Origin of the sequence: Halomonas dongshanensis, assembly GCF_024790395.1 — a bacterium.
GTDB classification, from domain to species: Bacteria; Pseudomonadota; Gammaproteobacteria; order Pseudomonadales; family Halomonadaceae; genus Vreelandella; species Vreelandella dongshanensis.
On record NZ_JAJISC010000005.1, the window covers coordinates 77,352 to 102,759 of the forward strand.

23 protein-coding genes are annotated in these 25,408 nt (G+C 61.2%); 9 read left to right on the forward strand and 14 right to left on the reverse strand.

The features are described 5' to 3' along the window. Nucleotides 1-29: 29 nt before the first annotated feature. From LLY24_RS11540 to LLY24_RS11575, 8 genes are all read right to left on the reverse strand, one after another. Complete coding sequence (locus LLY24_RS11540; RefSeq protein ID WP_259036449.1) at nt 30-1,919, reverse strand: TRAP transporter permease; 1,890 nt, start codon at nt 1,917-1,919, stop codon at nt 30-32. Nucleotides 1,920-2,019: 100 nt separating this feature from the next. Continuing rightward, nucleotides 2,020-3,018: a TAXI family TRAP transporter solute-binding subunit gene (locus LLY24_RS11545; RefSeq protein WP_259036450.1), complete on the reverse strand. Its 999-nt coding sequence runs from the start codon at nt 3,016-3,018 to the stop codon at nt 2,020-2,022. 657 nt (nt 3,019-3,675) lie between these two features. Further along, on the reverse strand, nt 3,676-4,887 hold the full coding sequence (locus tag LLY24_RS11550) for a four-carbon acid sugar kinase family protein (RefSeq protein WP_259036451.1): 1,212 nt from the start codon (nt 4,885-4,887) through the stop codon (nt 3,676-3,678). Nucleotides 4,888-4,889: 2 nt separating this feature from the next. Then, nucleotides 4,890-6,137, reverse strand: coding sequence for a ribulose-bisphosphate carboxylase large subunit family protein (locus LLY24_RS11555; protein WP_259036452.1), 1,248 nt, complete (start codon nt 6,135-6,137; stop codon nt 4,890-4,892). Continuing rightward, complete coding sequence (locus LLY24_RS11560) at nt 6,134-6,679, reverse strand: VOC family protein (RefSeq protein ID WP_259036453.1); 546 nt, start codon at nt 6,677-6,679, stop codon at nt 6,134-6,136. The genes LLY24_RS11555 and LLY24_RS11560 overlap by 4 nt, the downstream gene beginning before the upstream one ends. 8 nt (nt 6,680-6,687) lie before the next feature. Further along, nucleotides 6,688-7,962, reverse strand: a complete 1,275-nt coding sequence (locus tag LLY24_RS11565; RefSeq protein WP_259036454.1) for a TRAP transporter large permease — start codon at nt 7,960-7,962, stop codon at nt 6,688-6,690. Next, nucleotides 7,959-8,453 carry a TRAP transporter small permease gene (locus tag LLY24_RS11570; protein WP_259036455.1) on the reverse strand — a complete coding sequence of 165 codons (495 nt, stop codon included), beginning with the start codon at nt 8,451-8,453 and terminating at the stop codon, nt 7,959-7,961. Before LLY24_RS11570 ends, LLY24_RS11565 begins: the two co-directional genes overlap by 4 nt. Before the next feature lie 3 nt (nt 8,454-8,456). After that, nucleotides 8,457-9,461 carry a TRAP transporter substrate-binding protein gene (locus tag LLY24_RS11575; RefSeq protein ID WP_259036456.1) on the reverse strand — a complete coding sequence of 335 codons (1,005 nt, stop codon included), beginning with the start codon at nt 9,459-9,461 and terminating at the stop codon, nt 8,457-8,459. Nucleotides 9,462-9,585: 124 nt separating this feature from the next. On the opposite strand from LLY24_RS11575, the gene LLY24_RS11580 reads away from it, so the two are divergent. After that, nucleotides 9,586-10,671, forward strand: coding sequence for a LacI family DNA-binding transcriptional regulator (locus LLY24_RS11580; RefSeq protein WP_259036457.1), 1,086 nt, complete (start codon nt 9,586-9,588; stop codon nt 10,669-10,671). A gap of 35 nt (nt 10,672-10,706) precedes the next feature. After that, on the forward strand, nt 10,707-11,879 hold the full coding sequence (locus LLY24_RS11585; RefSeq protein ID WP_259036458.1) for a hypothetical protein: 1,173 nt from the start codon (nt 10,707-10,709) through the stop codon (nt 11,877-11,879). Here the strand turns inward: LLY24_RS11585 and epmB are convergent. Further along, a complete protein-coding gene (epmB, locus tag LLY24_RS11590; protein WP_259036721.1) occupies nt 11,811-12,830 on the reverse strand; it encodes an EF-P beta-lysylation protein EpmB in 1,020 nt (339 codons plus the stop codon). The genes LLY24_RS11585 and epmB overlap by 69 nt on opposite strands. A gap of 100 nt (nt 12,831-12,930) precedes the next feature. Here epmB and efp point away from each other — a divergent pair, with 100 nt between their 5' ends. Together efp and epmA are read left to right on the forward strand one after the other, a co-directional pair. Beyond that, complete coding sequence (gene efp / locus LLY24_RS11595; RefSeq protein ID WP_259036459.1) at nt 12,931-13,497, forward strand: elongation factor P; 567 nt, start codon at nt 12,931-12,933, stop codon at nt 13,495-13,497. Nucleotides 13,498-13,662: 165 nt separating this feature from the next. Further along, entirely contained in the window at nt 13,663-14,643 is a 981-nt protein-coding gene (gene epmA / locus LLY24_RS11600; RefSeq protein WP_259036460.1) for an EF-P lysine aminoacylase EpmA, read from the forward strand. A gap of 15 nt (nt 14,644-14,658) precedes the next feature. On the opposite strand, the gene LLY24_RS11605 is transcribed toward epmA, so the two are convergent. Then, on the reverse strand, nt 14,659-16,167 hold the full coding sequence (locus tag LLY24_RS11605) for a DHA2 family efflux MFS transporter permease subunit (protein ID WP_259036461.1): 1,509 nt from the start codon (nt 16,165-16,167) through the stop codon (nt 14,659-14,661). Nucleotides 16,168-16,205: 38 nt separating this feature from the next. Continuing rightward, entirely contained in the window at nt 16,206-17,393 is a 1,188-nt protein-coding gene (locus LLY24_RS11610; RefSeq protein WP_259036462.1) for an HlyD family secretion protein, read from the reverse strand. 177 nt (nt 17,394-17,570) lie between these two features. Here LLY24_RS11610 and LLY24_RS11615 point away from each other — a divergent pair, with 177 nt between their 5' ends. Further along, entirely contained in the window at nt 17,571-18,197 is a 627-nt protein-coding gene (locus LLY24_RS11615) for a TetR/AcrR family transcriptional regulator (RefSeq protein ID WP_259036463.1), read from the forward strand. Nucleotides 18,198-18,274: 77 nt separating this feature from the next. Here the strand turns inward: LLY24_RS11615 and asd are convergent, their stop codons facing one another. The 3 genes from asd to rsgA are packed head-to-tail and all read right to left on the reverse strand — an operon-like array spanning nt 18,275 to nt 21,066. Beyond that, nucleotides 18,275-19,138: an archaetidylserine decarboxylase gene (gene asd / locus LLY24_RS11620; protein WP_259036464.1), complete on the reverse strand. Its 864-nt coding sequence runs from the start codon at nt 19,136-19,138 to the stop codon at nt 18,275-18,277. A gap of 48 nt (nt 19,139-19,186) precedes the next feature. Continuing rightward, a complete protein-coding gene (locus LLY24_RS11625; protein ID WP_259036465.1) occupies nt 19,187-20,029 on the reverse strand; it encodes a sulfurtransferase in 843 nt (280 codons plus the stop codon). A 17-nt stretch (nt 20,030-20,046) separates the two neighbouring features. Next, entirely contained in the window at nt 20,047-21,066 is a 1,020-nt protein-coding gene (rsgA, locus tag LLY24_RS11630) for a small ribosomal subunit biogenesis GTPase RsgA (RefSeq protein ID WP_259036466.1), read from the reverse strand. Nucleotides 21,067-21,251: 185 nt separating this feature from the next. Between rsgA and orn the strand changes: the two genes are divergently transcribed. From orn to LLY24_RS11650, 4 genes are all read left to right on the forward strand, one after another. Continuing rightward, nucleotides 21,252-21,821 carry an oligoribonuclease gene (orn, locus tag LLY24_RS11635; RefSeq protein ID WP_259036467.1) on the forward strand — a complete coding sequence of 190 codons (570 nt, stop codon included), beginning with the start codon at nt 21,252-21,254 and terminating at the stop codon, nt 21,819-21,821. A 46-nt stretch (nt 21,822-21,867) separates the two neighbouring features. After that, the gene (locus tag LLY24_RS11640; protein WP_259036468.1) at nt 21,868-23,361 is read left to right on the forward strand and encodes an NAD(P)H-hydrate dehydratase; all 1,494 of its coding nucleotides are present in this window, start codon (nt 21,868-21,870) and stop codon (nt 23,359-23,361) included. A 12-nt stretch (nt 23,362-23,373) separates the two neighbouring features. Then, a complete protein-coding gene (tsaE, locus tag LLY24_RS11645) occupies nt 23,374-23,844 on the forward strand; it encodes a tRNA (adenosine(37)-N6)-threonylcarbamoyltransferase complex ATPase subunit type 1 TsaE (protein ID WP_259036469.1) in 471 nt (156 codons plus the stop codon). Nucleotides 23,845-23,956: 112 nt separating this feature from the next. Further along, nucleotides 23,957-25,402: an N-acetylmuramoyl-L-alanine amidase gene (locus tag LLY24_RS11650; protein ID WP_259036722.1), complete on the forward strand. Its 1,446-nt coding sequence runs from the start codon at nt 23,957-23,959 to the stop codon at nt 25,400-25,402. The last annotated feature ends 6 nt before the right edge of the window (nt 25,403-25,408 follow it).

Below are 25,408 nucleotides of genomic sequence, written 5' to 3' on the forward strand. Positions count from 1 at the left end.
CGGTTTTAAGAGGCCCTCGGGCGGCCTCGTCAGGCTCGCACCGGCACCAGGCGCGGGCGTAGAGTGAAGCACCAGAGCAGTAGCCCCACGGCGGCGATTACGCTGATGTCCCATACCGTGGAGAGCGTCGGCGATAGAATCAGGGCGAGGCTAATGACCAGGAAGACGCCGCGTTCTAGCCACGAGAGCTTGCCGTTCATCCATCCCATCAAGAACACCGCCCAAGAGAAGGTCGCCAGCAGCATACCTGCTGCACCCACAGCGATTTGCATAGCGGTGCCTTGCCACAGTACGTGGGGGTCGTTGATGAAGCCGAAGGGAACGATGAAGATCACCAACGAATAGGCAAAGGCGAGAAGCCCGGTCTTGTTGGCATCGGAGTTGGCGATCCCGGCTGCGGCGTAGGAGCACAGCGCCACCGGTGGCGTGACCATCGATAGAACGCAGTAGTAGAGCACGAAGAGGTTGGCTGCCAAGCGATCTACGCCCAAGTCCACAAGCGCAGGTACGAACACCAGCGAGCCGATGATGTAGGCCGCCACCGTCGGTAGTCCCATGCCCATGATGATGCAGCCCACGATGACCAACAGCAGTGAAAGATAAAGCTGTCCCGTGCCGGCATCCGAGAGCAGGCTGACGAACTTCAGCGCCAGGTTCGACTGGGTCGCCACGACCATTACCACGCCCACGGCCGCTAGCGGTGCCGAAATCCAGGCCATCTGCTTGGCCGTATCCAGTACCGCATCGAACAGCTGGCGCAGGTCATAGCGGGTCGATTTGCGCAGAAGCGGCATGATCAGCGCTGTAACGGTGCCCACGAGTGCCGCATAGGGCGCCGAGTAGCCGATGATCAAGCACACGATCATGGCGATGGGCGAGACCAGAAGATGCGCACGCGGCATGACCGGGTCGATATCAAGAAGCTCTGGCGGAACGTTGCCGATACCGAAGCGGCGGGCGCGTAGATCGACGATGACGTAGAGGGCGAAGTAGAAGGCCGCCGAGGGAATCAGCGCGGCCGCAGCGATAGTGCCGTAAGGAATGCCCAATAGATCCGCCATGACGAAGGCGGCCACCCCCATGATGGGCGGCATGAGCTGTCCGCCCGTCGAGGCGATGGCTTCGGTGGCAGCGGCTTGGTCTTTGGAATATCCCGCGCGGTTCATGATTGGGATGGTCAGCACGCCGGTGGAAGTGGTGTTGGCGATGGCCGAGCCCGATACCATGCCGAAAAGTGCCGAACCGACCAGTGACATTTTGGCAGCACCACCTTTGAGGCGCGCCGTCATTCGCATGGCGAGATCGATGAACAGCGCCCCGCCGCCGGTGAAGGTGAACACCGTGCCGAAAAGCACGAAATAGAACACGAAGTTAATGGCCGCCGTGGCAGTGACGCCGAAGATGCCATCGGTCTTCATGCTGATGAGCTCGGTCATCGTTGCGAGCGAAAAACCGGGGAAGGCCATCCAGCCGGGGAAATAGCCGCCGAAGTAGGCGTAGCCGAGAAAAGCCAGCACGACGGCCAAAAGTGACCAGCCGACGGCGCGTCGCACGGCTTCGAAGATCAGGATCAGCCCGGCGACGTGTAAAAACATATCCACGGTAAGCACCGGATCGATCATTTCGAGATGACGCTCTAAGCGGCGTATCTCGTTGTGATAGATCCACACGAACGAGAGCGACAGCGCAATGCCGCCTAGATCGATGGCGTGCCCCAACCAGCGCTTTACGCCCTGCCAGGCTAGCGGGTTGAAGGCAAACACCAACGCCACGGACATGTACACGTGAAACGTCACCGAGGCCAGCGGTGACGATGGGTTGAAGAAGTGGCGAAGTAGATAGACGACGTAAGTAAAGGAGAGTCCTATCTGAATGACGCGAAGCAGCATGGGGAAGGTGAGCAGATTGGACGGTTTCAAGACGCGTACCTCGGGATTGATCGCCGTAATGATGGCTTTACGCCGCCGTAGTAATCTGCGGCGGCGCAATGACGTGTGTTGCTAGAAAACGTAGGTTGATTTACTCGATCCAGCCGCGTTCGCGGTAGTAGCGGGCAGCGCCTGGGTGGAGTTCGAGAACGGCTTGATCGGCCTGCGCCCCTGCTTCAGGGTCCCAGTCGGCCAGCGGCGGGAAGGCCTCGGCCAGTTCGTCGCGGGCTTCGACCAGCGCTTTGGTGATCTGGTAGGCGACGTCATCGTCCATGTCGGTGGTGGCGATCAAGATGGTGGGCGTGTTCGATGAGGCATAATCACCCTCCATGCCAGGATAGCTACCCTCGGGCAGGGTGATGCGCGGCACGCCCACCTCTGTCATGTGATCGAGCACGGCATCGGACATCGGCACGAAAGCCAAGTCGGCAGTTAGAGCAAGCTCTTGCATGGTCGCCTGGCCCAACGGCGCGTTCTCGATATAGACGTCGGCGGTGCCGTCGCGCATCATCTGAGCGATTTGGGCGGTACTGATCTGGTTGATCGCACCGCGCTCGCGCATCTCGTCCAGGCTAGTGCCGAGGGCTTCAAACATATGATCGGCAAGAATCGGCACCTGTGACCCTGTCGGCTTGAGCACGAAGCGAGGAGGATTGTCGGCGTTGACCATGTCATCGAACGTGGTAAGGCCTGAACGCTCGACGTAGGCGCGGCGGGCAACGACGGTGGTATAGGTGGCCTGAAGACCACCCACTAGGGCACGCAGATTTTCCGCCGCGCGGCCTTCGAACTCTTCGCCAATGCCGTCACGCGCCCAAAGGGCGGCGCTGGCGGTCGCGAAACCCATATCGGCCGAGCCTTGACCAACGGCTAGAGGGTTCATCATGCCGCCACCGCGCGGCAGCACGTCGGCGCTTAGATTGATCTCGCCTTCCGACTTATTGATGATCTCGCCCACGGCAGAGCCGTAGGCGTACCAGCCCGTGCCGGGGTCCTGCGAAATGATGCGCACCGTGGAATCTTGCGCCCAGGCGGCCATGGGGGCGGCTGCGAGAATGGCAGCCAGAGCGGCGTTCTTGAACTGTTTCATGTTACCTCCCGTGCCCTTCGATGGGGCATCAAAACGTGTGTGGCGCGCAGGTCTGATCACGCTGACGTAACGTGTACGTCGGCGTTTGAATATCGATCGCCGCTATGCAGGACAAAAAACAAGATGGGCTTCGCGCCGAACGTTATGTCGTTCATGGTTTTCTCCATTTTTGTTGTATGCAGCGCTGCCCATAGGACGGCTTGCTGGCCGATGTAATGTGGCTTAAATGATCGAAACGCGCATTTGTACTTTTGGTTATAATACTAAAGTTTAACGTTTTTTTTGTTTTTATCCTATATTTAACAGTAGTTTGTTGGATCCTTGTTAAAATGGAATAAGTGTATTCTCTTTTATTGATTTTTTTATTCAAATAAAAGATCAGTATATTGACTGTTTTGATCAATACTTATGCAGATATCTACCTTCTTATGACTGCCTTGGCATGGCACGATGGCACGAAGAAAAATCATGTTACTGCCCAAGAGGAGCCTCTTAACGCTGGCGCCGAGGAGGGTGGGTTCAACGTGCTGAGTAGAGTGTGCTATGACGATTAAACATCCACGCCAGCGTCATGTGGCCCGCCGCACGAGCGGGGGGACGTTTGTAGGTAAGACACCGTAAACCATAAGGGCCATGTATAGACCACGATACGCAGGGCTAAGAAGGGGGGGCGTGGGTCAGGGCCAGCACTTCATCAAAGAGATGAGTTGTCCCCATTTGCCCTCCCTTCATGATGATGGGGAGTGGGGCGAGATTGGCAACGTTGGCGATACAAATCGGTACGCCGGGCTGGAACGGCCCGAGGTAGTCGATGCTTTGTGGGCGCAGTTCGTCAAGAGCTAGGCTCGAGGTGTCGCCTCCCGCGATCAGTAGCGTACCGATACGCCCTGAACCGACGAATGAGGCAATGAGCTGGGCGCAGTGCTGGGCTACGTCCAGAGGGGTGAAGCCGTGGGTGGCATCGTCATCGAGCACGGCAAGCACGGCTTTACCCTGCTCCAGTGGCGATAGAATGCGATCATACAGGGCGCGTGGCTGCGCCGTGAGCTCCTTTACGCCCATCGCTATCTTGGTCATATGGCGTGAGGCGGCCACCTGCGTTGCCGTTACCGCTGATCGGCTTCCGGCAAAGATCAGCAGTGGGCCGGGTAGGTGCCGGGGGCGGTCGATGGTCTGTCGGTGGGGATGAAGGGCCTGGGCAACGCTACTGGCGCCCACCCACAGCTGCGGCAGCGGTGCCTGACGAAAGCGCTCGCCAATACGCGCGAGATCACTCTCTTCGAGTACATCGCACAGTAGCGGTGTAGTAGGCAGGCCATCACTTGCGTAAAGCGAGGGTCTGTCGAGTAGCGCTACATCGGCAAGGCCCATGGCCTCGAAGTGGCGGCGCAGGTCGGCTTCACTCATGGGGGTGACGGGGTGTCTACGCATGACCGGGTGACGGTCGATGCGATAGGTTGAGCCATCGCTCCCTTTGGCAAACAGATTGCCGAAGATGCAGTAACGCCCAAGGCTAGGTTGGCCGCCCACGATACACGTAGTGGCAGGCTCGAGTATCTCGGTAAGCGCCTGCATGGCGGTCGCGATGTTGCCGACCTCGACGCTACTGTCGAACGTCGAGCATACCTTTAGGTGCACGATCTTGGGCTTGTGGTGCACCAACTGCTGCGCGATACGCTGCATTTCTTCGATCAAGGCAGGCCGGTTCATGCTACGTGCGGCAGTGGCGATGCCAAAGGCATCGAGGTCTGCCACCTCTTCTGGTGACGGCACCTCCAGGTACAGGCGCGTTTTTACGCCCGCGCAGCGTAGTGTGGCCAAGCAGTCGGAGGCACCGGTGAAGTCATCGGCGATGAAGACGTAGCGCATGCCTAGCGCCCGCCGAAAAAGTCGAGGGCCGAGGCGAGTGCCGGGCGATTCGAACGCGCAAGGGGTGTTCCCGCTTCGATGCTTTGCCACGCCTCCTTGAGACTGGCGACGCCCGCAGCTGGGCCATCTGGGTGGGCGAGAATGCCGCCGCCCGCCAGAAACATGAAGTCATGGCGCTGTAGCTTATCGTAGGTAAGCGGCAGGGTGCCTGCCCACTGGCCCGAGGAGAATACGGGCATGACGCGATCGTCCTGGCTACCCAGTGTGGTGAGCGACAATTTTGCTGCTTCAACCACCTCCTCGGTTGCGTCAGCGAACTTTCCCCCCATGCCATGCACGTGCAGGTGATCGATTCCTGCCAGACGATACAGCGTTTGATACGCAGCAAAATCGATACCCAACGCTGGGTGGCGGGCGAAAGCCCCAAAGCCGTTTCGATGGCCGTGAATGACCAGCGGAGTAGAGGCGCGAAGGCTCTGCAAGGCCGAGAGCCCACACCAGTTGAGGCTTGCCATGACGCAGCTGCCACCCTCGGCTTGAACGTGATCGGCATGGCGGCGCATGGCATCCAGCTCGTCGGTTATGTTGAAGGCGACCATGACGTTACGCCCGCTGCGCTCGCGAAACGCTCTAACGCGCTGCATGACTGCGCTGACGCGCGCTTCGACAGGCGCGTAGGGGTGATTACCCGCAATTTCGTCATCCTTGATGAAATCGACGCCTGCCTCGCACAGCTTTTCGACGAGATCGGCCGTTTCATTGGGGCTCATGCCGATGTTCGGCTTCAAGATGGTGCCGAAGAGCGGCCGTTCGAAGACACCTACGGCCTTGCGTGTCCCTTCGATGCCGTGTGCCGGTCGCAAGTAGCGATCTCGATACTCGGGGCGCAGTTCAAGCGACATCAAGCGCAGGCCCGTCAGTTCGCCGAGGTCGAACAGATTGCCCGCCACGACCGCAGCCAAGTTAGGCAGATTGACGCCCACGTTGTCCTCGGGATAAGCGATCTCGACGCTCGCGCGTCGCCAGGGGCCCTTGGCGCCTTTGCGCTCCAAATAAGCGCTTGAAAGGCTTGGCGTATCCGCCTCCTCTAGTACTTCCACACCGACCACCCGAGCGCCGAAGCGTGCATTAATGGCGTCGGTCTCTCCCTGGACTTTGACGAAGGTGCCCGAGCTCTGCTCACCCGCCATCATGGCGGCAACCCGAGCGGGATCGAGCGGGGTTTCGATTCGATAGGTGGCGTGAATCATAGGGCGGTCTCGCTCAAACTCGGGAAAGGCCGTACGGGATCACGGCCATCCCAATTTTCGGATGCTTCGCGAATCGTACGAAACATCTGGCCTTTAGGGCCCAGCACCTCGGAAAGCTCGATCACGGTTCCGGGATGGTATTCACGATCGAAATAGGCGAACCGACCGTTGACCCCGACTTCGCCGCTCATCTTCACGCGATAACCGCGCGCCTGCATGGCGGCAAGGTCGCTATCGTAGTCGTTGGTCCAAAAGGCAACGTGCTGCAGCCCCGTATTACCTGCCCGGAGAAAATCGCGGTACATGGAGGGCGCATCGTTACGTGTTTGGATCAGCTCCACTTGGATGAACCCTGAGTTGGCCAGCGCCACCGAGTTATGTACCTCGTAGTGTTCGCCCTCGTAGGTATAGTTTTCTATGGGGACACGCGGATTGTAGAAAAAAGGTCCCACCCCCATGACATCGGTCCAGTAGGCCATGGCCTCTTCGATATCGGTGACCACGTAGCCCAACTGACGAATAGCTCCAAGATATTGGCTCATGACGTTTCCTACATGACGAGGTTTGGCAGCCAAGTGGATAAGGCCGGTACCAGCGTTACCAGTGCCAAGGCTGCAAAGAGTGAGAGGTAGAAAGGTGCGACGCCGCGAATGATCGAAGAGAGCGGCATTTTGGTGATGATCGATACCATGTAGAGACTCATGCCGACCGGCGGTGTCAAAAGCCCGAGCATCAAGTTGAGTACGAACACCACGCCCAGCTGTTCGGGAGGAACGCCCGCTTGCAGTAGTGCTGGCGTCACGATGGGCGCGATGATCAGGATGGCGACGATCGCCTCCAAGAACATGCCGACGACCAAAAGGAGCAGATTCAACAGCAGCAGAAGGACGAGAGGGTTATCCGAGATGCCGAGAAGCCACTCGCCAGCGTGCGCAGGAATCCTGTCCATGGTGAGCACCCAAGCAAATAACGCAGCCGAGGCGACCACGAACAGTACGTTGGCCGTCGACAGTACGGTCTCGCGGGTACAGCTCAAAAACGCTCTCAGCGTCAATGAGCGATAGATGACGATACCAATGAGAACGGCATAGGCTGTGGTCATGCCTGCTGCTTCCGTCGGCCCGAAATAGCCGCTGACCATGCCGCCGACCAGAAGCACCGGGGCAAGTAGCGCAGGCAACGAGATCAGCGTCTTTCGACCCAGCGCGCGTGCACTGGGCTGTACGTCGTCGCGGGGTAGTTGGTAGTACTTGGCCATGACGGCGATTTGAACCATCAACGCCACAGCGATCACGATGGCAGGAACGACACCTGCCAGCAGCGCACGAATGGTGGAGACTTCAGCTGCCGTGGCAAAGATGATCAACGGGATCGAGGGTGGAAAAATCGGCCCTATGGTCGCCGCGGCAATGGTGAGGCCCGCCGCAAACCGCTGGGTATACCCCTGCTGCGCCATTTGACGAATTTGAATGCCGCCCAACGCCCCTATATCCGCCAGGGCGGCGCCGGACATACCCGAAAAAATCAGGCTGGTGAGCACATTCACATGCGCCATACCGCCGCGGATACGGCCAACGACCATTCGCATCAGCTCGAATAGATGCGTGGTGACGCCGGTAGCCCCGAGTAACGACGCTGCCAAAATGAACAGCGGTACCGCTAGCAGCGGCGTACTATCGAGCGTGTTGATGGCGCGCTGTGCCATGACCGTGAAGGGCAGGTCATAGAGAAATATCACCGCCCCTGCTGATAGGCCAAGACTGACCGCGACGGGCGCGCCTAATAGTAAGCCTGCAGCAAAGATCAACAGTAGCGTCAGGGTCATGCCAAGGCCCTCCGCTGTGCCAGTCGTCCTAGTCGATAAAGCGATACCAGCGCGAGCAAGGCAATGCTTACGAGTGCTGGCATGTAGATCCACAGGTTGGGAAGCCCCAGAGCAGGCGAGGCAAAGCGCCCTGCCCGCAGTAGGAAGCGATAAAAGCCGTAAAGCGTCAGCGCGCAAAACCCAAGCGTTGCCAGTTCAGCGAGAACGAGGCAGCAACTTCGTTTCATACCCGTCATGGCGTCACTTAACATCGTGACCGCGACGTGCTGGCCATGAAAGAGCAGGTAGGGCGTTGCGAGATACACCATGGCGATACCCGTGAAGCGCGACGCCTCGTCTGCCCAGGGCAGACCGATGCTAAAGAGGTTGCGGGCGACTACTTGGGCAACGACCAGGACGGTAATGGCGATCAGTAAGCACATCGCCACACCGACACAAAGCTCCGTCAGCTGACCTAGCCGCCGACCTAGCGAGAAGTGTTGAGCAGACATGGCTTAATCTGTTTCTGCGATCAGTTGGTAGAGCTCACCGTATTGATCATCGAACTCTTCTTGGATGCGCGCTTGTACCCGGGTGCGAAAAGCCTCGACGTCCAATCCCTCTTCCGGCCCAACGATCTGCATGCCTGCCTCTGCTAGCTGAGCCAAATCGCTCGCTTCGGCCTCCAGCATGGCGTCGGTTGCACGCTGACGAACTTCCAAGGCCGCCTCCGCAATCGCTGCTTGATTCTCAGGCGACAAGGACTGCCATGTATCGTCATTGATGACGATGACCTGAGCAGCACTGATGTGGCCCGTCAGCATCAAGTGGCTCTGCACGTCGCTAAGTTTGGCGCTGACCACGACGTTGACGGGATTCTCCTGGCCTTCGACCACGCCAGTTGCCAGCGCCGTTGGCACTTCGGACCAATCGACGGGAACCGGAATGGCGCCCATGCCCTCTACCGTCGCCATATAGATGGGGAAGGGGATCGAGCGGATCTTGACGCCTGAGAGATCATCGGGCGAATGGATTGCCTGATTGGCCGTCAGGTGCCGGGTGCCGAAATAGAAGGCATAAAGCAGCCGCACGCCAGAGGCAGCGGCCAGCTCCTCGTTCAGAGGCGCCATGACGGGAGAGTCGACATCCATGACGGCCATGAGATGGTCGACATCGCGATAGAGATAAGGCGTATCGAAAGCGGCGAAGGGGGCATAGAGCGAGCCGATGGCGCCTGCCGTATTGTGCGAAAGGGCGACGGAACCTGTCGATACGGCCTCGGCGAGTTCTTGTAGACGACCTAATTGGGAGTTGGGATAGATCTCAACGGCCACGGCGCCATTGGTTTTCTCTTCGATGGCCTCAGCTAGCCATTCGGCCTGCATACCGGCAATCGAGTTTGGTGTGTGCATATGCCCATAGCGAAGCGTGACTTCTTGAGCGGTGGCTTGGCCTACGCATAGGGCGAAGGTAGTCGCCACTAAGGCGAGATGGCTATTGCGGACTAGTTTAACTAGCATTGTTGTGCTCCTGACGTTGATTGTTTTTTATTGTTTTGCAGCAGGCGGCTTTAGCCACTAGCAGCGTTGCCACGAGTAGAAAGGCTAGGGCAGAAGCACTCTTTTCAGCAATGAGGAATTCGTGATGGTTTTTGATGTAAAGCGCCCATTGATTCCTGATATTGCCTCTGCTGCAGGCGTCTCCACGGCGACCGTCGATCGCGTCTTGAATAGGCGAGCTGGCGTGCGCAGGGTCACGCTGCATCGGGTACTACAGGCGGCCCTTCAGATAGGCTATTTAGACGAATCAGAAGTGAATAGACGCCTGGGCCCGGCCTTTTCCAAAGTGGTTTTTTTACTTCCCCAAGGGACGAATCCCTATCTGACGGGACTCAATGTCTATGTCAGGGCGTTAGCCGAGCAGTCGGTAGAGCCCATCAAAGTGCGTAGCCACTTCATTGAAAGCTTTAACCCCGATGCGCTCGTGCGCGCACTGCGACGCTATGGAAAAACGTCGGATGTCATCGTCTTCATGGCGATCGAACACCCCAAAGTGCGTCAGGTCATCGATGAGCTGGTCCATGCTGGAAAACGGGTGATCACCGTGATCTCCGATCTTCCGACATCGAATCGGCACGCCTATATCGGTATCGATAACTTTGCTGCAGGACGAACGGCAGCCAAAGTGATGGGGCGTTTTTGCCGCGCCCCTAGAGGCAAGCTTGCACTGGTGGCCGCTAGTCGCGCTTACCGCGCCCCTAGAGGCAAGCTTGCACTGGTGGCCGCTAGTCGCGCTTACCGCGCCCATATGGAAAGAGAGATGGGGTTTTTGGCCTTGATCGAAGAGAGCTTTCCTCACCTAACGGTCATTGGCCCTCAAGAAGGGCACGACAATCGCGATGAAAACTACGTCAATACCTGTCGGCTGCTCGAACAGCACGACGATCTGGTGGGTATCTATAACGTTGGTGGATCATCGGATGGCATTGGCCGCGCGCTACGCGAGTTAAAGCGCAGCGACGACATCTGTTTCATTGGTCATGGGTTGACGCCCGATACGCGTACCATGCTCATCGAAGGGATAATGGATTTGGTGATTACGCAAAGCCCTAGCGCCATTTATGCTCAGGCACTGCAGCTGGCAAGCGATGAGCGTTACGAGAGCAGCGCTATCGCGATGGAGCTCTACTTCGCCGAGAATCTGCCCGCTGCAAGCCCGTGGTTACCTTAGTGTGAATGTCCACCTTTATCCGCTTGAGAACTTATATGCGACTAGGTCAAATCATCGTGGTGCTCGCCGTGGCGATGGCGGGCACTTTAGCGGCGCTGGCGTCGAGTGAGGCGTTCGAGACGCGTGTGGTGCGCTTGGAAGGCCAGCGCGTGCTGCCCGCCATCGAGGCGTCGCTGCATAGCGAGAGCGTGGCTATCAACGGGCTCTTTCTGCATTACGCCGATGAGCCTGCGCTGTGGATGAGTGCGCACTTAGCGCTCTCGCGCTATGGCGAGGCTGCACGCGAGGTGCTACTCGCCTACGGCTACCTGCCCGAGTTTCAGGAGATTTTGGCCCGGTTCGGCCCCGACGTCATGCTGCCCATTGCCTACTACCGCGCACACGATGTGGCGACGCTGCGCGCCCGGCATTGGCTGAGCGAGCGCTACCAAGAGGCCAGCCGCTGGTGGCGCGATACCCCAGCCGAAAGCCACGAAGGCGACGAGGGACAAAATAGCGATATCAGCGCCTGGGGGCCGGATCAGCGCGGGCTCATGGGCATTGCGCTGGTTGCTGAGGAGGGGCATGCGCTGCTCCATCAGTTCGTGCGCGATGCCGACGGCGATATCCACTGGCTGCAGAGCGAGCGTGTGGTGGCGGGCGTGGGCGACTTCTTTACTAGCGGCGTGCGCAACCTCGAGAGTCAGTGGCGCCGCGATGAGGCCATTGGAGCGGCGGATGTCGGCTGGGCTGGGGTCGATTTGCTGCTCGTAGCCAGTAGCGTCAAGGTGCTGCGCGCCGGACGGCTGGCGCGTGGGGCACGAGTGGGCAGCGTCGAAGCCCAAGGCGCACGCACCGGGGTGCGCCAAGGCCTGCTGGCCGCAGGTACGCGGTTTGCAACACTCCCGCGTGCCGCCAAGTTCGCCGCTCTCACCGCCACCGCTTACGTCATCGTTCGTCATCCATCGTTGATCAGCGCCTTGGGCGTCAACGTGGCCAAGTGGCTTGGGCTGCCCACGTGGGTGGGGCAGTTCGCCGTCTGGCTGATCGTTCTGCTGCCGCTGTTGGTCGCCGTGCGGTTTATCTGGCGCTGGGTCGTGACACCGTTGTTATGGCTATTACTACGGCTACTGCCGGTCAAGCGCCTGTATCGCCTTACTTCACAGCGGCGTCTTGCTCGCTTCGCCCGGGATCTCTCTGACCAGTCGGGGCATCAAAAAGCCGGGTAGGTGTTGGCGCAGCGTGGCGATCAGCGTGCGTGCTTCACTATCGGGAACGTCGAAGTGGGCAGCCCCCTGGACCGGGTCGAGCACGTGGAGGTAGTAGGGCAGCACGCCCGCCTCGAAGAGCCGCTCGGAGAGGGTGGCAAGCGTTGCGGCGTCGTCGTTCACGTCGCGCAGCAGCACGCTCTGGTTGAGTAGCGTCACGCCGGCTTGTTTGAGCCGCGCGCAGGCGTTAATGACGGCGTCGTCGATTTCGTTGGCGTGGTTGATGTGAAGCACCATCACCTTCTGCAACCGCGTTGCGCCAAGCCAGGCGAGCAGATTGGCATCGATGCGGTCGGGGATCACCACCGGCAAGCGGGTGTGGATGCGCAGGCGCTTGAGGTGTGGAATGGCGCCAAGCTGCTCGACGAGCCAAGCGAGCTGACGATCATTGGCGGCCAGCGGGTCGCCACCAGAGAGGATTGCTTCAATCAGGCTTGTGTCATTGCGCAGGTAATCGAGTGCCTGCTGCCACTGGGCGCGCGAGGGTGAGTTATCGCCATAGGGGAAGTGGCGGCGAAAGCAGTAGCGGCAGTTGATGGCGCAGTTGGGGCTTGCGATGAGCAGTACGCGTCCGGCGTATTTATGAATCAGCCCTGGTGCCGGGCGATGCTCGGCCTCCTCCAAGGGGTCGTTGACGTAGCCCGGGGTGACGTCGGTTTCGGCACCCTGCGGCAGCACTTGGCGCAAAAGCGGGTCGTTGGGCTCGCCTGGGGCCATGCGCGCAAGGTAGGCTTCCGGCACGCAGATGCTAAACAGCGCATGACCGTCGCGCGCGCCGCGTAGCGCCTGGGCGGGTAGCCCCAGGCGCTTGATTAGGGTATCAGGATCACGGATTGCCTGAGAGAGCTGGCGCTGCCAAGCGACGTCGGGCGCGGCCCAGCGCAGGGGCGTTGGTTGCTCGACGGTGTCCATCATGTTCTCCTGCAAAAAAGTGCTCCTTCGGGTTATCATTCGCCGCACCCAGCGGTAGGCGAAGCGCACGCTTTGTAAAACGCATCATGAGAGAGGCAACATGGCTAACTATTCTACCAACGAATTCAAGGGCGGTTTAAAGGTAATGCTCGATGGCGACCCTTGTGCCATCGTCGAAAACGAGTACGTCAAACCCGGCAAGGGTCAGGCGTTCAACCGCGTTAAACTGCGTAACCTGATGACCGGCCGCGTCTGGGAGCGTACCTTCAAGTCTGGTGAGTCGCTTGAAGGCGCTGACGTCATGGATTTGGAGATGGAGTACCTCTACACCGACGGCGAAATGTGGCACTTCATGAAGACCGATGGCTCCTTCGAGCAGTACGCGGTGGAGAAAAAGGCTCTCGGCGACACCGAGAAGTGGCTAAAAGAGCAGGTGCCCTACACCGTCACGCTGTGGAACGACAACGCCATCTCCGTATCGGCGCCGAACTTCATCGAGCTCGAAGTGGTCGAGACCGACCCGGGCCTCAAGGGTGACACCGCTCAGGGCGGCTCCAAGCCTGCAACGCTCTCCTCTGGTGCGGTGGTACGCGTACCTTTGTTCATCAACCAGGGTGAAGTGTTGAAGATCGATACCCGCAGCGGCGAATACGTTTCGCGCGCCTAAGGCGCCGTTTCGCGCACTCAAACGCGCCGCTGTTAAACGCCATAGCGCGTGCTAGTGCGCGTCGATCTAAACGACGTATAAAACGTATAAGATGTATAAAAAGCCACGCTTGCTCCGCGTGGCTTTTTGCATGGGATAAAAACGTAGGTATTCAAGGGATCACGTATGACGACCAATTGGCAGCCAACGGCCAGCATCGAGACGCTGCGCCAGCGCGCGCGTCTGCTCGCCAAGGCACGCGCCTTCTTTCATGCGCGGGACGTGCTGGAGGTGGAAACGCCGGTCCTCGGCCGTGGCGGCAGCACCGACGTTCACCTGGTGTCGCTATCGACCCAGGCGCGCACCGAACGGGGGCAGCGCCGATTATGGCTGCAAACCTCGCCAGAATTTCACATGAAGCGGCTGTTGGCGGCAGGCTCAGGGCCAATCTTTCAGCTGGCGCGCAGCTTTCGCGACGGTGAAGTGGGCGCACGTCATAACATCGAATTCACCATGCTCGAATGGTATCGCCCTGGCTTTGACTTAGACGCGCTGATCGAGGAAACCACTCAGCTGGTGACTGCGTTGCTTCCTCGCGCGCCGGGGCCGGTGGTGCGCCATCGCTACCGCGAGCTGTTCCATACCCATTTGCACATCGACCCCTTTAATGCCTCGCTCGATGGGCTGCGCGCCCTGGCCGCCGAGCGTGGTCAGATGCCCCTTAGTACCCTTGAGGTCGAGAGTCGCGAGACCTGTCTCGATTTACTCATGAGCCTGGTCATCGAGCCGCAGCTTGGCCAAGGCGAGCTCTCCGTGGTGGTCGACTATCCCGCCCGCCAGGCAGCCCTGGCGCGCCGCCACCTGGATGGCGAGGGCGATTGGGTGGCTTCACGCTTTGAGCTCTACGTGGACGGCATCGAACTCGCCAACGGCTACCACGAGTTGACTGATGCCCGCGAACAGCGCGAGCGCTTCGACGAGGACAATGAGGAGCGGCGCCGCCTGGGGCTGAGCGAAGTGGATGCCGATCAAGCACTGATTGCCGCGCTAGAGCACGGCATGCCGGAAGGCGCGGGAGTGGCGCTGGGGATGGATCGTTTGATCCAGCTCGCGCTGGGCAAGGCGCGGCTGGAAGAGGTATTGGCCTTCGCCACACCCCATTGCTGATGCCTGCACCAAGGCTCAGGCGCGGATACGCTTGAGCAGGAAGACCAGCGGTACGCTTACCACGTAGATCAGCCCCAGCCAGGTGAAGATGTCGTTGAAGGCGAGTACCTGGGCCTGTTGGGAGATTCGCTGAGTCAGAAGCCCAACGGCGGCGTGGTAGGCGTCAGGAACCGAGCCGCTGAGCATCGCCTCGTACTGGGCGATCTCGGCGACCACCACGTCACGGCCGCTGTCGATAGCCGGAATAAGCTGGTTCCAGTGGAAGTCCTCGCGGCTGTCGCGCACGGTATCGAGCAGCGCCAAGCCCAACGCGCCGCCCAGGTTACGCATGACGTTGAACAGCCCGCTGGCGTTGCCCACTTCGCTATTCGGCAGAGTGCCCAAGGCGATGCGCGAGGCGGGGATGATGCACATGATCATGCCCATGCCGCGCACGATCTGGGGTAGGCAGAATTGCCAAAAGCCTGACTCCACGGTGAGGTTGGCGTTCATCATGGTGCCGATACCGACGAGCAGGAGGCCAAAAAAGAGCAGAGCGCGCAGATCGACGCGGTTGGAGGCCTGACCCACGATCGGCGCACAGCAGAACATCGTTGCCCCAGTGACGAACATCACCTGCCCAATCTGCAGGCTCGAATAGCCACGCACGTAGCCAAAAAAGAGCGGCATGATGTAGACCAGCCCGTAAAGCGCTATACCGATGATGAAGCCCATGCCCGCGCCGATGGCGAAGTTGCGGTTGGCGAAGGCGCGCAGATCGACGATAGGGTGGGGGTTACGCAGCGTGCGGATGAAAAAACACACCCCCGCAACAACGCAAAGTAGGCTGAAGGCCACGATATGATGGCTGGCGAACCAGTCATCCCCCGGCCCCTCTTCGAGCACGAACTCGAGCGAACCCAAAAAGAGCGCCATCAATGCCAGGCCGACCAAATCCAGCCTGCGCGCCAGCGCGTGGTTGGGCTTGTCGATGTTGAGGAAGGTCCACGCCGCCCAACACACCAAGACGCCGGGGATCACGTTGGCCAGAAACAGCCAGTGCCAGCTCAGAGTTTCGGTGATGTAGCCGCCCACGGTGGGGCCGACCGAAGGCGCCATGGTCACCACCATGCCGATCACGGCCTGCACGCTGCCCATCACCCGGCGGGGGAAGATCGAAAAGCTGACCGCCTGGGTGATCGGAATCATGGCGCCGCCCATAAAGCCCTGGATGGCGCGTAGCACGATGAGTTGCTCGATGGACGTTGCCAGCGCGCAGCCAAGACTCGCCAGCGTGAATCCGGCGCAGGAAAGGGTGAAGGCCACGCGGGTCGAAAAGATGCGCATGAGCATGCCCGAAAGCGGAATCATCACGATCTCCGCGATCAGGTAGGAGGTTTGTACCCAGGAGATTTGGTCTTCGCTGGCGGAGAGGCCCGACTGAATCTCGTTGAGTGAACTCGCTACGATCTGGATGTCCAGAATCGCCATGAACATGCCAAAGACCGCCGCAATGAACCCGATGCGCTGCGGCCAGGGTGGCATGTCACTGACGCCCAAGGCAGGACTTGCGGCTGCCTGGCTCATGAGTGCGGCGGCTGTGTGCGAGTGGCGCTTTGAACGTGACCTTCAGCGGGGCTAGGCGCATCCGTTCGTGGCGCATCCGTGGGCGCTAGCTCGCGGGTGTCGATCTCGGGAACCGCCGAGAGTCCCGCGCGCAGTAGGCCAAGGGACTCGACAGGCCCGGTGATACGAATCTTGACCGGCACGCGCTGGACGATCTTGTTGAAGTTGCCAGTGGCGTTGTCTTGCGGCAGTAGGCTGAATTCGGTGCCGGTCGCGGGGGAGACGCTATCCACGACGCCATCGAAGGGCGTATGCGGATAGGCATCGAGATGTACCGTCACCGGCTGGCCGATGCGAATACGCTCGAGCTGGGTCTCCTTGTAGTTGGCGGCCACATAGGCCGAGTCGATGGGCACCAGCTGCAGCAGCGTCAGCGACGGCTGAGCCAGCGTACCCACTTCGACGCGTAGATTACCAATCACTCCATCGCGCGGGGCAGTAATAAGGGTCTTGTCGAGCTGGTGAAGGGCGTAGTCGCGATTGGCGTTGGCGGCGTCCAGATTGGCTTCGGCGCGGGTCACGTCGCTCTCTGCCACGGCCAACTGACGCTGTGCCGATACCACCGCCGCTTCGCTATTGGCAAGGTTGGCCTGGGCGACGCGCAGCGCGCTTTGATCATCTTCGCGCTGCTGCTGCGAGCCGTAGTTATTGGCCGCCAGCGACGACGAACGGTCGAGATGCTGGCGCGCACGATCCAAATCGGCTTGGGCAGCATCGACCTGGGTCATGGCTTGGTCGATGGCGGCCTCTTGCAGCGCTACCTGACGGCGCGCCTGAACGATGGCCGCTGCGGCCACGGCTTGCTGAGCCTCGGCCTGGGTGACCTGATCGCGATAGCTGGCATCGTCGAGACGCAGCAGCACATCGCCGCGGCGTACCCACTGGTTATCGTCGACGGCGACTTCGACGACGCGGGCGGAGAGCTCGGCGCGAACGGCCACGCTGTCGGTGCGCACGTAGGCGTTATCGGTCGAAGCCATGAAGCGACCCACCTGCCACCAATTGAACGCCCATACGGCAAGTAGCCCCAAGGCTGCTGCAGCGGCGAGCAGAAAGATGATACGGCGTACTGGGCTGCGCCGTTTGGGTGGCGCAGCATCCGGCGTTTGAGCGGGCTTGGCGTCGTGGGATGGATTGGCAGACATCGGGGGCCTCCGCGCCTAACGGGAGGCCGCTAGGTCGTATCACTTGTTAGCTTGCTAAAAGAATAGCGCAAGTGTAATGAATGCTACACTACATTTCTAGCCATACAGTTCATTACCGCTACGTAAGCCGATGCGCTTACGTGATGCCAAGTGCCTGCCGGTATACGAGGAGAACGCATGTCCCATGAAGCAGCGCTAACCCCGCGCGGGCGAATACGTCGCGAGCGCCTGCTCGACGCTGCCCGCGATGTCTTTCTCGAACAGGGCTACGCCGGGGCGAGCGTCAACGAAGTGGTCGCGCGGGCCGGTGGCTCGCTGGCCACACTCTACAAGCAGTTCGGTAACAAGGAGGGGTTGTTCACGGCTGCGATGCAGCATCATATCGGTACGGCGTGGGCAGTGATCGAGGAGGGCAGGCTTTTGCGTCAGGCGCCCGAGTACGTGCTCTTTGAGCTCGGGCGACGAATGTTGCGCTTGGTCTTCGACCCTGGCGTGATTCGTTTGGTGCGGGGCTTGGCCTTCGAAGCCGAACGCGCGCCCGCGTTGGGAGAACTCTTTCTCTCCCGCGGGCCCGACCACGCTCGCCAAGCGCTGGCGGGTTATCTCGAAGATCAAGTTAAAAGCGGAGGGCTCGCGCTTGAGAACCCGCGCGAGGCGGCGGGTATCTTCATGGGCATGCTGCTGGGCGAGTGGCACATCAACGCCCTGCTCGGGCGCGCGCAAGCCATTGACGACGCCCGCTGCAACGCACGGGCGCGACGCTGTGTCGCGATCTTTCTCGATGGCGTGGTGGCCAAGACCTAGGCGTCAAGCCATCACGTCTAAACGTGCGCCAGCGCCCAGCAGGTGGTTATGCAAGTAGGTCGTTAGCAATCAAACCGTTAGGCAAGCGGTAGCTGCGCGGCTTCTCCGGCGTATCGGCCCAGGCTCTGGCCCATGCGCACCGTGCTGCCTGGCGCGAGTTCGGCGAACTCGACCGGGTTGGCAAAACACATCACCACGGTGGAGCCGAGCTTGAAGCGGCCCATTTCGGCACCGCGCGCAAGCGTAACGGCGGTGGGGAAGCGGGTACGCTGGGGCGTATGCGCCAGCGGCGTTACCTGGCCTGACCATACCGTCTCGATGGCGGCAACGATCATCGCCCCGACCAGCACCATCGCCATCGCCCCTTGCGGCGTATCGAAGATGCACACCAAACGCTCGTTGCGGGCAAATAATCCCGGCACGTAGTTGGCGGTGGCCTGGTTGACTGAAAAGATGCGCCCAGGCACGTAAATCATCTCGCGCAGGGTACCGTCGAGGGGCATGTGCACGCGGTGGTAGTCGCGCGGCGACAAGTAGACCGTAGCGAAGCTGCCGTCGCGAAACTCGTCGGCCAGGGCCGCGTCGCCGCCTAGCAGCGCATTGGCCGAGTAGCGGTGGCCTTTAGCCTGAACAAGCTCGCCCGCCTGCAGCCGTCCATGCTGCGATAGCGTGCCGTCCGCGGGACAGAGCAGCCCCTCGCCAAGCGGCCGCGCATCGGCGGTGAGGGCGCGAGTAAAGAAGGCGTTGAAACACGGGTACGCCGTAGGATCAGGCTCCTGGGCTTGGCTCATGTCGACGTTAAAGCGCTTGATGAACGCCTTGATCAGGGCATTTTTGAGCCACGGTACTTCGCTGCGCGCGGCAAAGCCGGTCAGCCGCGAGAGCGCGTGGTGCGGCAGCGGATACTGCAGCAGTGAAAAAGCTTTTTGAGATAGCGTCACGTTGGTTACTTTTCAGCAGTGATGTTCGGCGTTGCGAAGCATTAAACCCTAGCGCTCGATGGGGGTATCGTCGCGATTTCCCCACTCACTCCACGAGCCCGAATAGCCGCGCATGTTGAAGCCCAGGGCCTTGCCCACGAGCCAGGTGAAGCTGCTGCGGTGGTGGCTCTGGCAGTGAGTGGCGACCTCCATTTCCGGCGTGATGCCAAGTGCACCGAGCTCGGTGACCAGTTCGGCATAGTCGCGAATGCGCAGATCGCGGCGGCGATCCATGGCGTCGAGCCAGTCCATGTTCACCGCGCCGGGAATGTGGCCTAGGTGCTTGTTGTTGCCTTTTTCGCCGCGGTACTCGCCCGCCGAGCGGGCATCCCATATGGCAAAGTCGCGATCGCCCAGGCGCTCTTTGATCTCGTCGCAGGTGATGCGCGCCTGCGGATTGAGGATCTCGGCGCGATAGTCGCTCGGCGTGGGGTGCGTGACCTCGGTGCTTTCCTCAAGGCCCGCTGCGCGCCAGGCGTGAATGCCGCCGTTGAGGTAGGAGTAGCGGGTATGGCCGATTAAATCGAGCGTCCATAGAAGCCTCGCTGCCCAGCCGCCACCTTCGTCATCGTAGGCCACCACGTGAGTGTCTCGGGTCAGGCCCAGGGCGCTGAAAAGGCGCGACAGCGCCTCGACGCTGGGTACCTCGTTTGGCACGGGCGCGGTGCCCCCCAACAGATAGCGAAAGTCGAGGAAGATAGCGCCTGGCACATGGCCCTGGCGGTAGCTATCGGGGTTGACCGGCACGTCGACGATCAAAAGCTCCGGAGCACCTAAGTGCGCCTGCAGCGCGTCGGGTTCGACGATCAGCGGTAGCTGGTTGGTTTCCGAACTGGGTGCGGCGGTAGGCATGGCGCCCTCCTTGAAGGTTAGCTCTCCAGGCTATCCAGAATACGGCGATAGCTGGCAAAACGGTCTGGATGGATCTTGCCTGCCTCTACCGCATCGAGTAAAGCGCAACCGGGTTCGGCGCGGTGGCGGCAGTCGCGAAAGCGGCAGCGACCCAAATAAGGACGAAATTCGACGAAGCCCTCGGTGACCTCGGCCTCGCTCAAGTGGGTAAGGCCGAATTCGCGGATGCCGGGCGAGTCGATCAGCTCGCCATCCGCGACCTCCTGCTGGCGCATGGCGTATAGCCGTGCCGTCGTCGTGGTATGGGTGCCCTTGCGCGAATCCTCGGAGAGCGCGCCGATGCGCAGGTTCTCATCGGGCAGCAGCAGATCGATCAGCGACGACTTGCCCACCCCACTTTGACCCACGAAGACCGAGGTGCGCCCGGCAAGCTGCTGGCGCAGCGCCACGAGGCCAGCCTCGTTTGCCGTGGTGGTACGCACCACGTCGTAGCCAATGGCGCGATAGCGCTCCAGCAGCGCGCCTAACTCACCGCCGTCTTCGGGCAGAAGGTCGGTCTTGTTGAGCACCAGCACTGGCGTAATGCCGGTGGCTTCGGCGGCTACCAGATAGCGGTCGATGAGGTTGGCGTAAGGCGCCGGTTCGACGGCGAAGACGATCAGGATCTGGTCGATGTTGGCGGCCACCGGCTTGAGCTGGCCACGGGCGTCGGGGCGCGTGAGTACGCTGTCACGCTCTTCACGCGCGACCACTACCCCCGAGCCCTCCTGGCCTGCCCGCCAGATCACTCGGTCGCCGGTGACCAGGCCGTCGAGGTTGGCGCGCAAATGGCAGCGTACCGCCTGATGGGCGGCGTCGCGAACTTCGAGCGTGCGCCCAAAATGAGCGACCACCCGGCCGGGCTGCTCGGCGCCGTACTCGCCTGCGGCAAGCTTCTCGGTATCCTGGGCGTCGCGCTTCTCCGCGCGCTGGGCGCGTTCGGCCTGGATCTTTTCGATGCGCCAGCGCTGCTGTCGACTCAGTTTACGTTTGCTCATGACCACCCGATGATCGGTACAATGGCGCGATTGTACCCGCTAAACGCGGCTAACGGTTAACCGCGCAAGCGCAACTTCACTTCGCGCGCGGCGCCAAGGCGTTTTAAACTAGCGTCTAACGTTAAGCGCGCTTTCTAGCAGCGCTTTTTGAAACCGTTTTACCCGTCACGCCTTGGGAGGGCCGCATGAGCGAGAACGTCGAACCCAGAAACGACCTGCTGGTTTGGATCGACCTGGAAATGACCGGCCTGGACCCGGTCAAAGAGCGCATCATCGAAGTGGCAACGCTCATCACCGATGCCGATTTGAATATCGTCGCCCAAGGGCCGGTGATTGCGGTCAAACAGCCGGACGCTCAGCTCGAGCAGATGGATGACTGGAATCAGAAGACCCATGGCGAATCGGGCTTGGTCGCACGGGTGAAAGCGAGCACTACCGATACCAAAACGGCCGAGCGTGAGACGCTCGACTTTCTTAGCCGCTACGTGGTGCCCGGCACCTCGCCCATGTGTGGCAACAGCATTCACCAGGATCGCCGCTTTCTCGAGCGCGAAATGCCTTTTCTATGGGAGTTTTTTCACTATCGCAACCTCGATGTGTCGAGCATCAAGGAGTTGGCCAAGCGCTGGAATCCCAAGGCGCTTGAGGGCTTCTCCAAACGTAACGTTCATCTTGCGCTGGATGACATCAAAGAGTCGATCGCCGAGCTTGCCCACTACCGTAAGACCTTTTTGAAACTGCCCGACGAGCAGTAAACGTCTGCCTGGAAAAATCCGCTTAGCCAATGCGCGAGGAGAGAACGTGATCACGCCCACTTCGGCCGCTCTGCGCCCGCTTTATACCGCTGCCCAAGTTCGCGAGCTGGACCAGCGCACCATCGCCGCTGGCATGGAGGGCTTTGCCCTGATGCAGCGCGCCGCGTCCAGCGCCTGGCACAGCTTCCGTGCCCACTGGCCGCAGGCGCGCAGCATGACCGTGCTCTGCGGCAGCGGCAACAACGGCGGTGACGGCCACGTCCTTGCGGCGCTGGCGATGCAGTCGGGCATGAAGGTGCAGCGCATCTCGCTCAAGCCGCTCGACGCGCTAACCGGCGACGCCGCGCGCGCCGCAGAACTGGCCACGGCGGCAGGGGTGGGCTGCACGACATGGATGCCTGAGAGCGTGCTCGAAGGTGACGTCATCGTCGATGCGCTCTTGGGTACCGGGCTTCGCGACGCGGTGCGGGGCGATTATGTTGGCGCCATCGAGTGCATCAACGCCGGGTCGCAGCCAGTGCTCTCTATCGACATTCCGTCGGGGCTCGCCGCCGACAGCGGTGCGGTACTGGGCCTTGCGGTCCATGCCGACTGCACGGTGACCTTCATTGGCGACAAGCTGGGGCTTTACACCGGCGAGGCACCGGCCTACACCGGTGAGATCGATTTTCGCCCGCTCGGCGTCAAGGCGTTGGGCTACACCGATATCATTCCCAGTGCCTGGCGTTTGGAGGAGGCGCTGCTACCAGAGGCACTGCCTCCCCGGCGGCGCACCGCGCACAAGGGCGATATGGGGCATGTGCTGGTGATGGCCGGTGCGCCGGGCTTCGGCGGTGCCGGGCTTTTAGCCAGCGAGGCGGCGCTGCGTCTGGGGGCGGGGAAGGTGAGCCTGGCCACGGCCGCCGAGCATGTGGCCCCAGCGCTGGTACGCTGCCCCGAAACCATGGCCCGGGGCGTGCGTGGCGCGGCCGATGTCGAGGCGCTAATCGCCCAGGCCGACGTTCTGGTGGTAGGGCCGGGAATCGGCCAGGACGCCTGGGGGCAGGCGATGATGCAAAGTGCTCTCGCCGCCAAAGCGCCGCTGGTCGTGGATGCCGATGGATTGAACCTGCTGGCAAGCCGGTGGCCTAACCTGCGCCGCGACGACTGGGTGCTGACCCCGCACCCCGGCGAGGCCGCAAGGCTTCTTGGCTGCTCGACTCACGCCGTGCAGGCAGATCGCCCGGCGGCGGCGCGCGCGCTACAGCAGCAGCGTGGCGGCATCGTCGTGCTCAAGGGGTCGGGCACGTTGATCGCCGGGCCGCAGGGGTTGATGGTCTGCCCCTTTGGTAATCCTGGCATGGCCAGCGGCGGCATGGGGGACGTGCTTAGCGGTATGCTCGGTGCCTTGATCGCTCAGCGCCACGACATCGAACAGGCCACCTGGCTGGGGACGCTGACCCATGCGCTGGCCGCCGATCGAGGGGCAAAAGCGCGGGGCGAACGTGGTCTGTTGGCAAGCGATCTGGCATTCTATGCGCGCGAATTGATCAACCCCTGAAGGCAAGGCCACATGCAGCTGCAACTAGACAACGACATCGCTCAGGTCGCGTTCGGCGAAGCGCTCGGCCGCGCGCTGCAAGGGCGGGGCCGAGTCTACCTCGAAGGCGATTTGGGCGCGGGCAAGACCACCATGACCCGCGGCATACTGCGCGCCTATGGGCACCAGGGGGCCGTGAAAAGCCCGACCTACACCCTCGTCGAGCCGTACGAGCTCGACGGTCAGCGCCTTTATCATCTCGATCTCTACCGTTTGGCAGACCCCGAGGAACTCGAATTCATCGGCGGGCGTGACATTCTTGCCGACGACGCTCTTTGCCTGATCGAGTGGCCTAGCCGTGGTGAAGGCTGGCTGCCGCCGCCTGACGTGCGCGTGACGCTCTCGGTCGTACTGCCAGGACGGCAGGTGCGGCTAAACGCTGAAAGCGACTGGGGCAGGGCAGTGCTCGAGCGTCTTGGCGCCGAAAACATCAAGGATGAGTAAGAAAGGTGATCACGATTCGATGAATACGCCGATGGATATGACGACCCCCAGCAGGACGACAGGCACCGCAAGCAGTGTTCGATCATCAGTGCGCGGCTTGCGCGTAGCGCTCATGGCAGTGCTCTGCACCGGAGTGGTGGGGCTTTTAAGCGTCGCTTCAACGGCGCAGGCGGCGAACGTCGAGGGTATGCGGCTGTGGGCTGCGCCCGATCACGCCCGGCTGGTGTTCGATCTCGAAGCGGCGACCACCGCCAACGTCTTTTCGCTGGATAACCCCTCGCGCTTGGTCATCGATCTCGATGAGAGCGAGATGGAGACCGACCCCAGTACGCTGCCGCTCGAAGGCAGCGCCATCACGTCGGTGCGTACCGGCGTACGCGACGGCGGCGGCCTGCGCGTGGTCCTCGAACTCGACCGCGCGGTCGAGCCACGCCACTTCACTCTGGCGCCCAACGATCAGTACGGCCACCGCTTGGTGGTAGACTTGGAGTATCCTGGTGAGAGCGCGGTGGAGAACCCCATCGATCCCATCGAGGCGATGATTCGCGAGCAGGAGATTCAGGCCCAGCGCGCCGTGGCCGAAGCCCGCGCCACCGGCGATCCCTCCGCCGAAGCCGCCGCCGAGAGCGCGGTGAGCGAGGTCGAGGAGGCCCAGCCGCACCCGCGTCGCGACATCATCATTGCCATCGACCCCGGTCACGGCGGCGAGGACCCCGGTGCCATCGGCCCCACCGGCACGCGCGAGAAGGATGTGGTGTTGGAGATCGGGCGGCGCCTGGAGCGGTTGGTCAATGCCACCGAAGGCTTCCGCGCGGTGATGATTCGCGATGGCGACTACTATGTCGGCCTGCGTCAGCGCACCGAGCTTGCGCGGGAGCAGAAGGCAGATTTCTTCGTCTCGATTCACGCCGACGCCTTTAACAGCCCCCGGCCTCAGGGCAGTTCGGTCTATGCGCTTTCCCAGCGCGGGGCGACATCGGAGACGGCGCAGTGGCTTGCCGATAGCGAAAACCGCGCCGATCTCATCGGCGGGGTGGACGGTGCGCTATCGCTGCGCGACAAGGATCAGGTTTTGCGCGGTGTACTGTTGGATTTGACCATGACCGCCACGCTCAACGACTCGCTGTCGATCGGCGGTCAGGTGCTCGATCAGCTCGGGCGTATCAACCGTCTGCACAAGTCGCAGGTCGAGCAAGCCGGGTTCATGGTGTTGAAATCACCGGATATTCCTTCGCTCTTGGTGGAGACCGGATTCATCTCCAACCCCGACGAGGAGCGCCGCCTGCGTGATGCCTCCCATCAGCAGGGGCTGGCCGATGCAATCTTCAGTGGGGTGCGCTCGCACTTCCAGCGCCATCCGCCGCCTGCCAGCCTGCTTGCTTGGCAGCGCGACAACAACCGCAGTCCCAACAGCAACGAATACCGCATCCAGACCGGCGATACGCTCTCGACCATCGCGGCGCGCCACGGTGTGCCGGTAGGCCGCTTGCGTCAGGCGAACGACCTGAGTGGTGACGTCATTCGCGTCGGTCAGGTGCTGCGGATCCCGAGTTCATGAGGTGAG

Coding starts and splice junctions, on each gene's coding strand:
- LLY24_RS11545 (WP_259036450.1), bottom strand. CDS start 3,018: ATGAAACAGTTCAAGAACGCCGCTCTGGCTGCCATTCTCGCAGCCGCC.
- LLY24_RS11550 (WP_259036451.1), bottom strand. CDS start 4,887: ATGCGCTACGTCTTCATCGCCGATGACTTCACCGGTGCCTCCGACTGC.
- LLY24_RS11555 (WP_259036452.1), bottom strand. CDS start 6,137: ATGATTCACGCCACCTATCGAATCGAAACCCCGCTCGATCCCGCTCGG.
- LLY24_RS11560 (WP_259036453.1), bottom strand. CDS start 6,679: ATGAGCCAATATCTTGGAGCTATTCGTCAGTTGGGCTACGTGGTCACC.
- LLY24_RS11565 (WP_259036454.1), bottom strand. CDS start 7,962: ATGACCCTGACGCTACTGTTGATCTTTGCTGCAGGCTTACTATTAGGC.
- LLY24_RS11570 (WP_259036455.1), bottom strand. CDS start 8,453: ATGTCTGCTCAACACTTCTCGCTAGGTCGGCGGCTAGGTCAGCTGACG.
- LLY24_RS11575 (WP_259036456.1), bottom strand. CDS start 9,461: ATGCTAGTTAAACTAGTCCGCAATAGCCATCTCGCCTTAGTGGCGACT.
- LLY24_RS11580 (WP_259036457.1), top strand. CDS start 9,586: ATGGTTTTTGATGTAAAGCGCCCATTGATTCCTGATATTGCCTCTGCT.
- LLY24_RS11585 (WP_259036458.1), top strand. CDS start 10,707: ATGCGACTAGGTCAAATCATCGTGGTGCTCGCCGTGGCGATGGCGGGC.
- epmB (WP_259036721.1), bottom strand. CDS start 12,830: ATGGACACCGTCGAGCAACCAACGCCCCTGCGCTGGGCCGCGCCCGAC.
- efp (WP_259036459.1), top strand. CDS start 12,931: ATGGCTAACTATTCTACCAACGAATTCAAGGGCGGTTTAAAGGTAATG.
- epmA (WP_259036460.1), top strand. CDS start 13,663: ATGACGACCAATTGGCAGCCAACGGCCAGCATCGAGACGCTGCGCCAG.
- LLY24_RS11605 (WP_259036461.1), bottom strand. CDS start 16,167: ATGCCACCCTGGCCGCAGCGCATCGGGTTCATTGCGGCGGTCTTTGGC.
- LLY24_RS11610 (WP_259036462.1), bottom strand. CDS start 17,393: ATGTCTGCCAATCCATCCCACGACGCCAAGCCCGCTCAAACGCCGGAT.
- LLY24_RS11615 (WP_259036463.1), top strand. CDS start 17,571: ATGTCCCATGAAGCAGCGCTAACCCCGCGCGGGCGAATACGTCGCGAG.
- LLY24_RS11625 (WP_259036465.1), bottom strand. CDS start 20,029: ATGCCTACCGCCGCACCCAGTTCGGAAACCAACCAGCTACCGCTGATC.
- rsgA (WP_259036466.1), bottom strand. CDS start 21,066: ATGAGCAAACGTAAACTGAGTCGACAGCAGCGCTGGCGCATCGAAAAG.
- orn (WP_259036467.1), top strand. CDS start 21,252: ATGAGCGAGAACGTCGAACCCAGAAACGACCTGCTGGTTTGGATCGAC.
- tsaE (WP_259036469.1), top strand. CDS start 23,374: ATGCAGCTGCAACTAGACAACGACATCGCTCAGGTCGCGTTCGGCGAA.
- LLY24_RS11650 (WP_259036722.1), top strand. CDS start 23,957: ATGGCAGTGCTCTGCACCGGAGTGGTGGGGCTTTTAAGCGTCGCTTCA.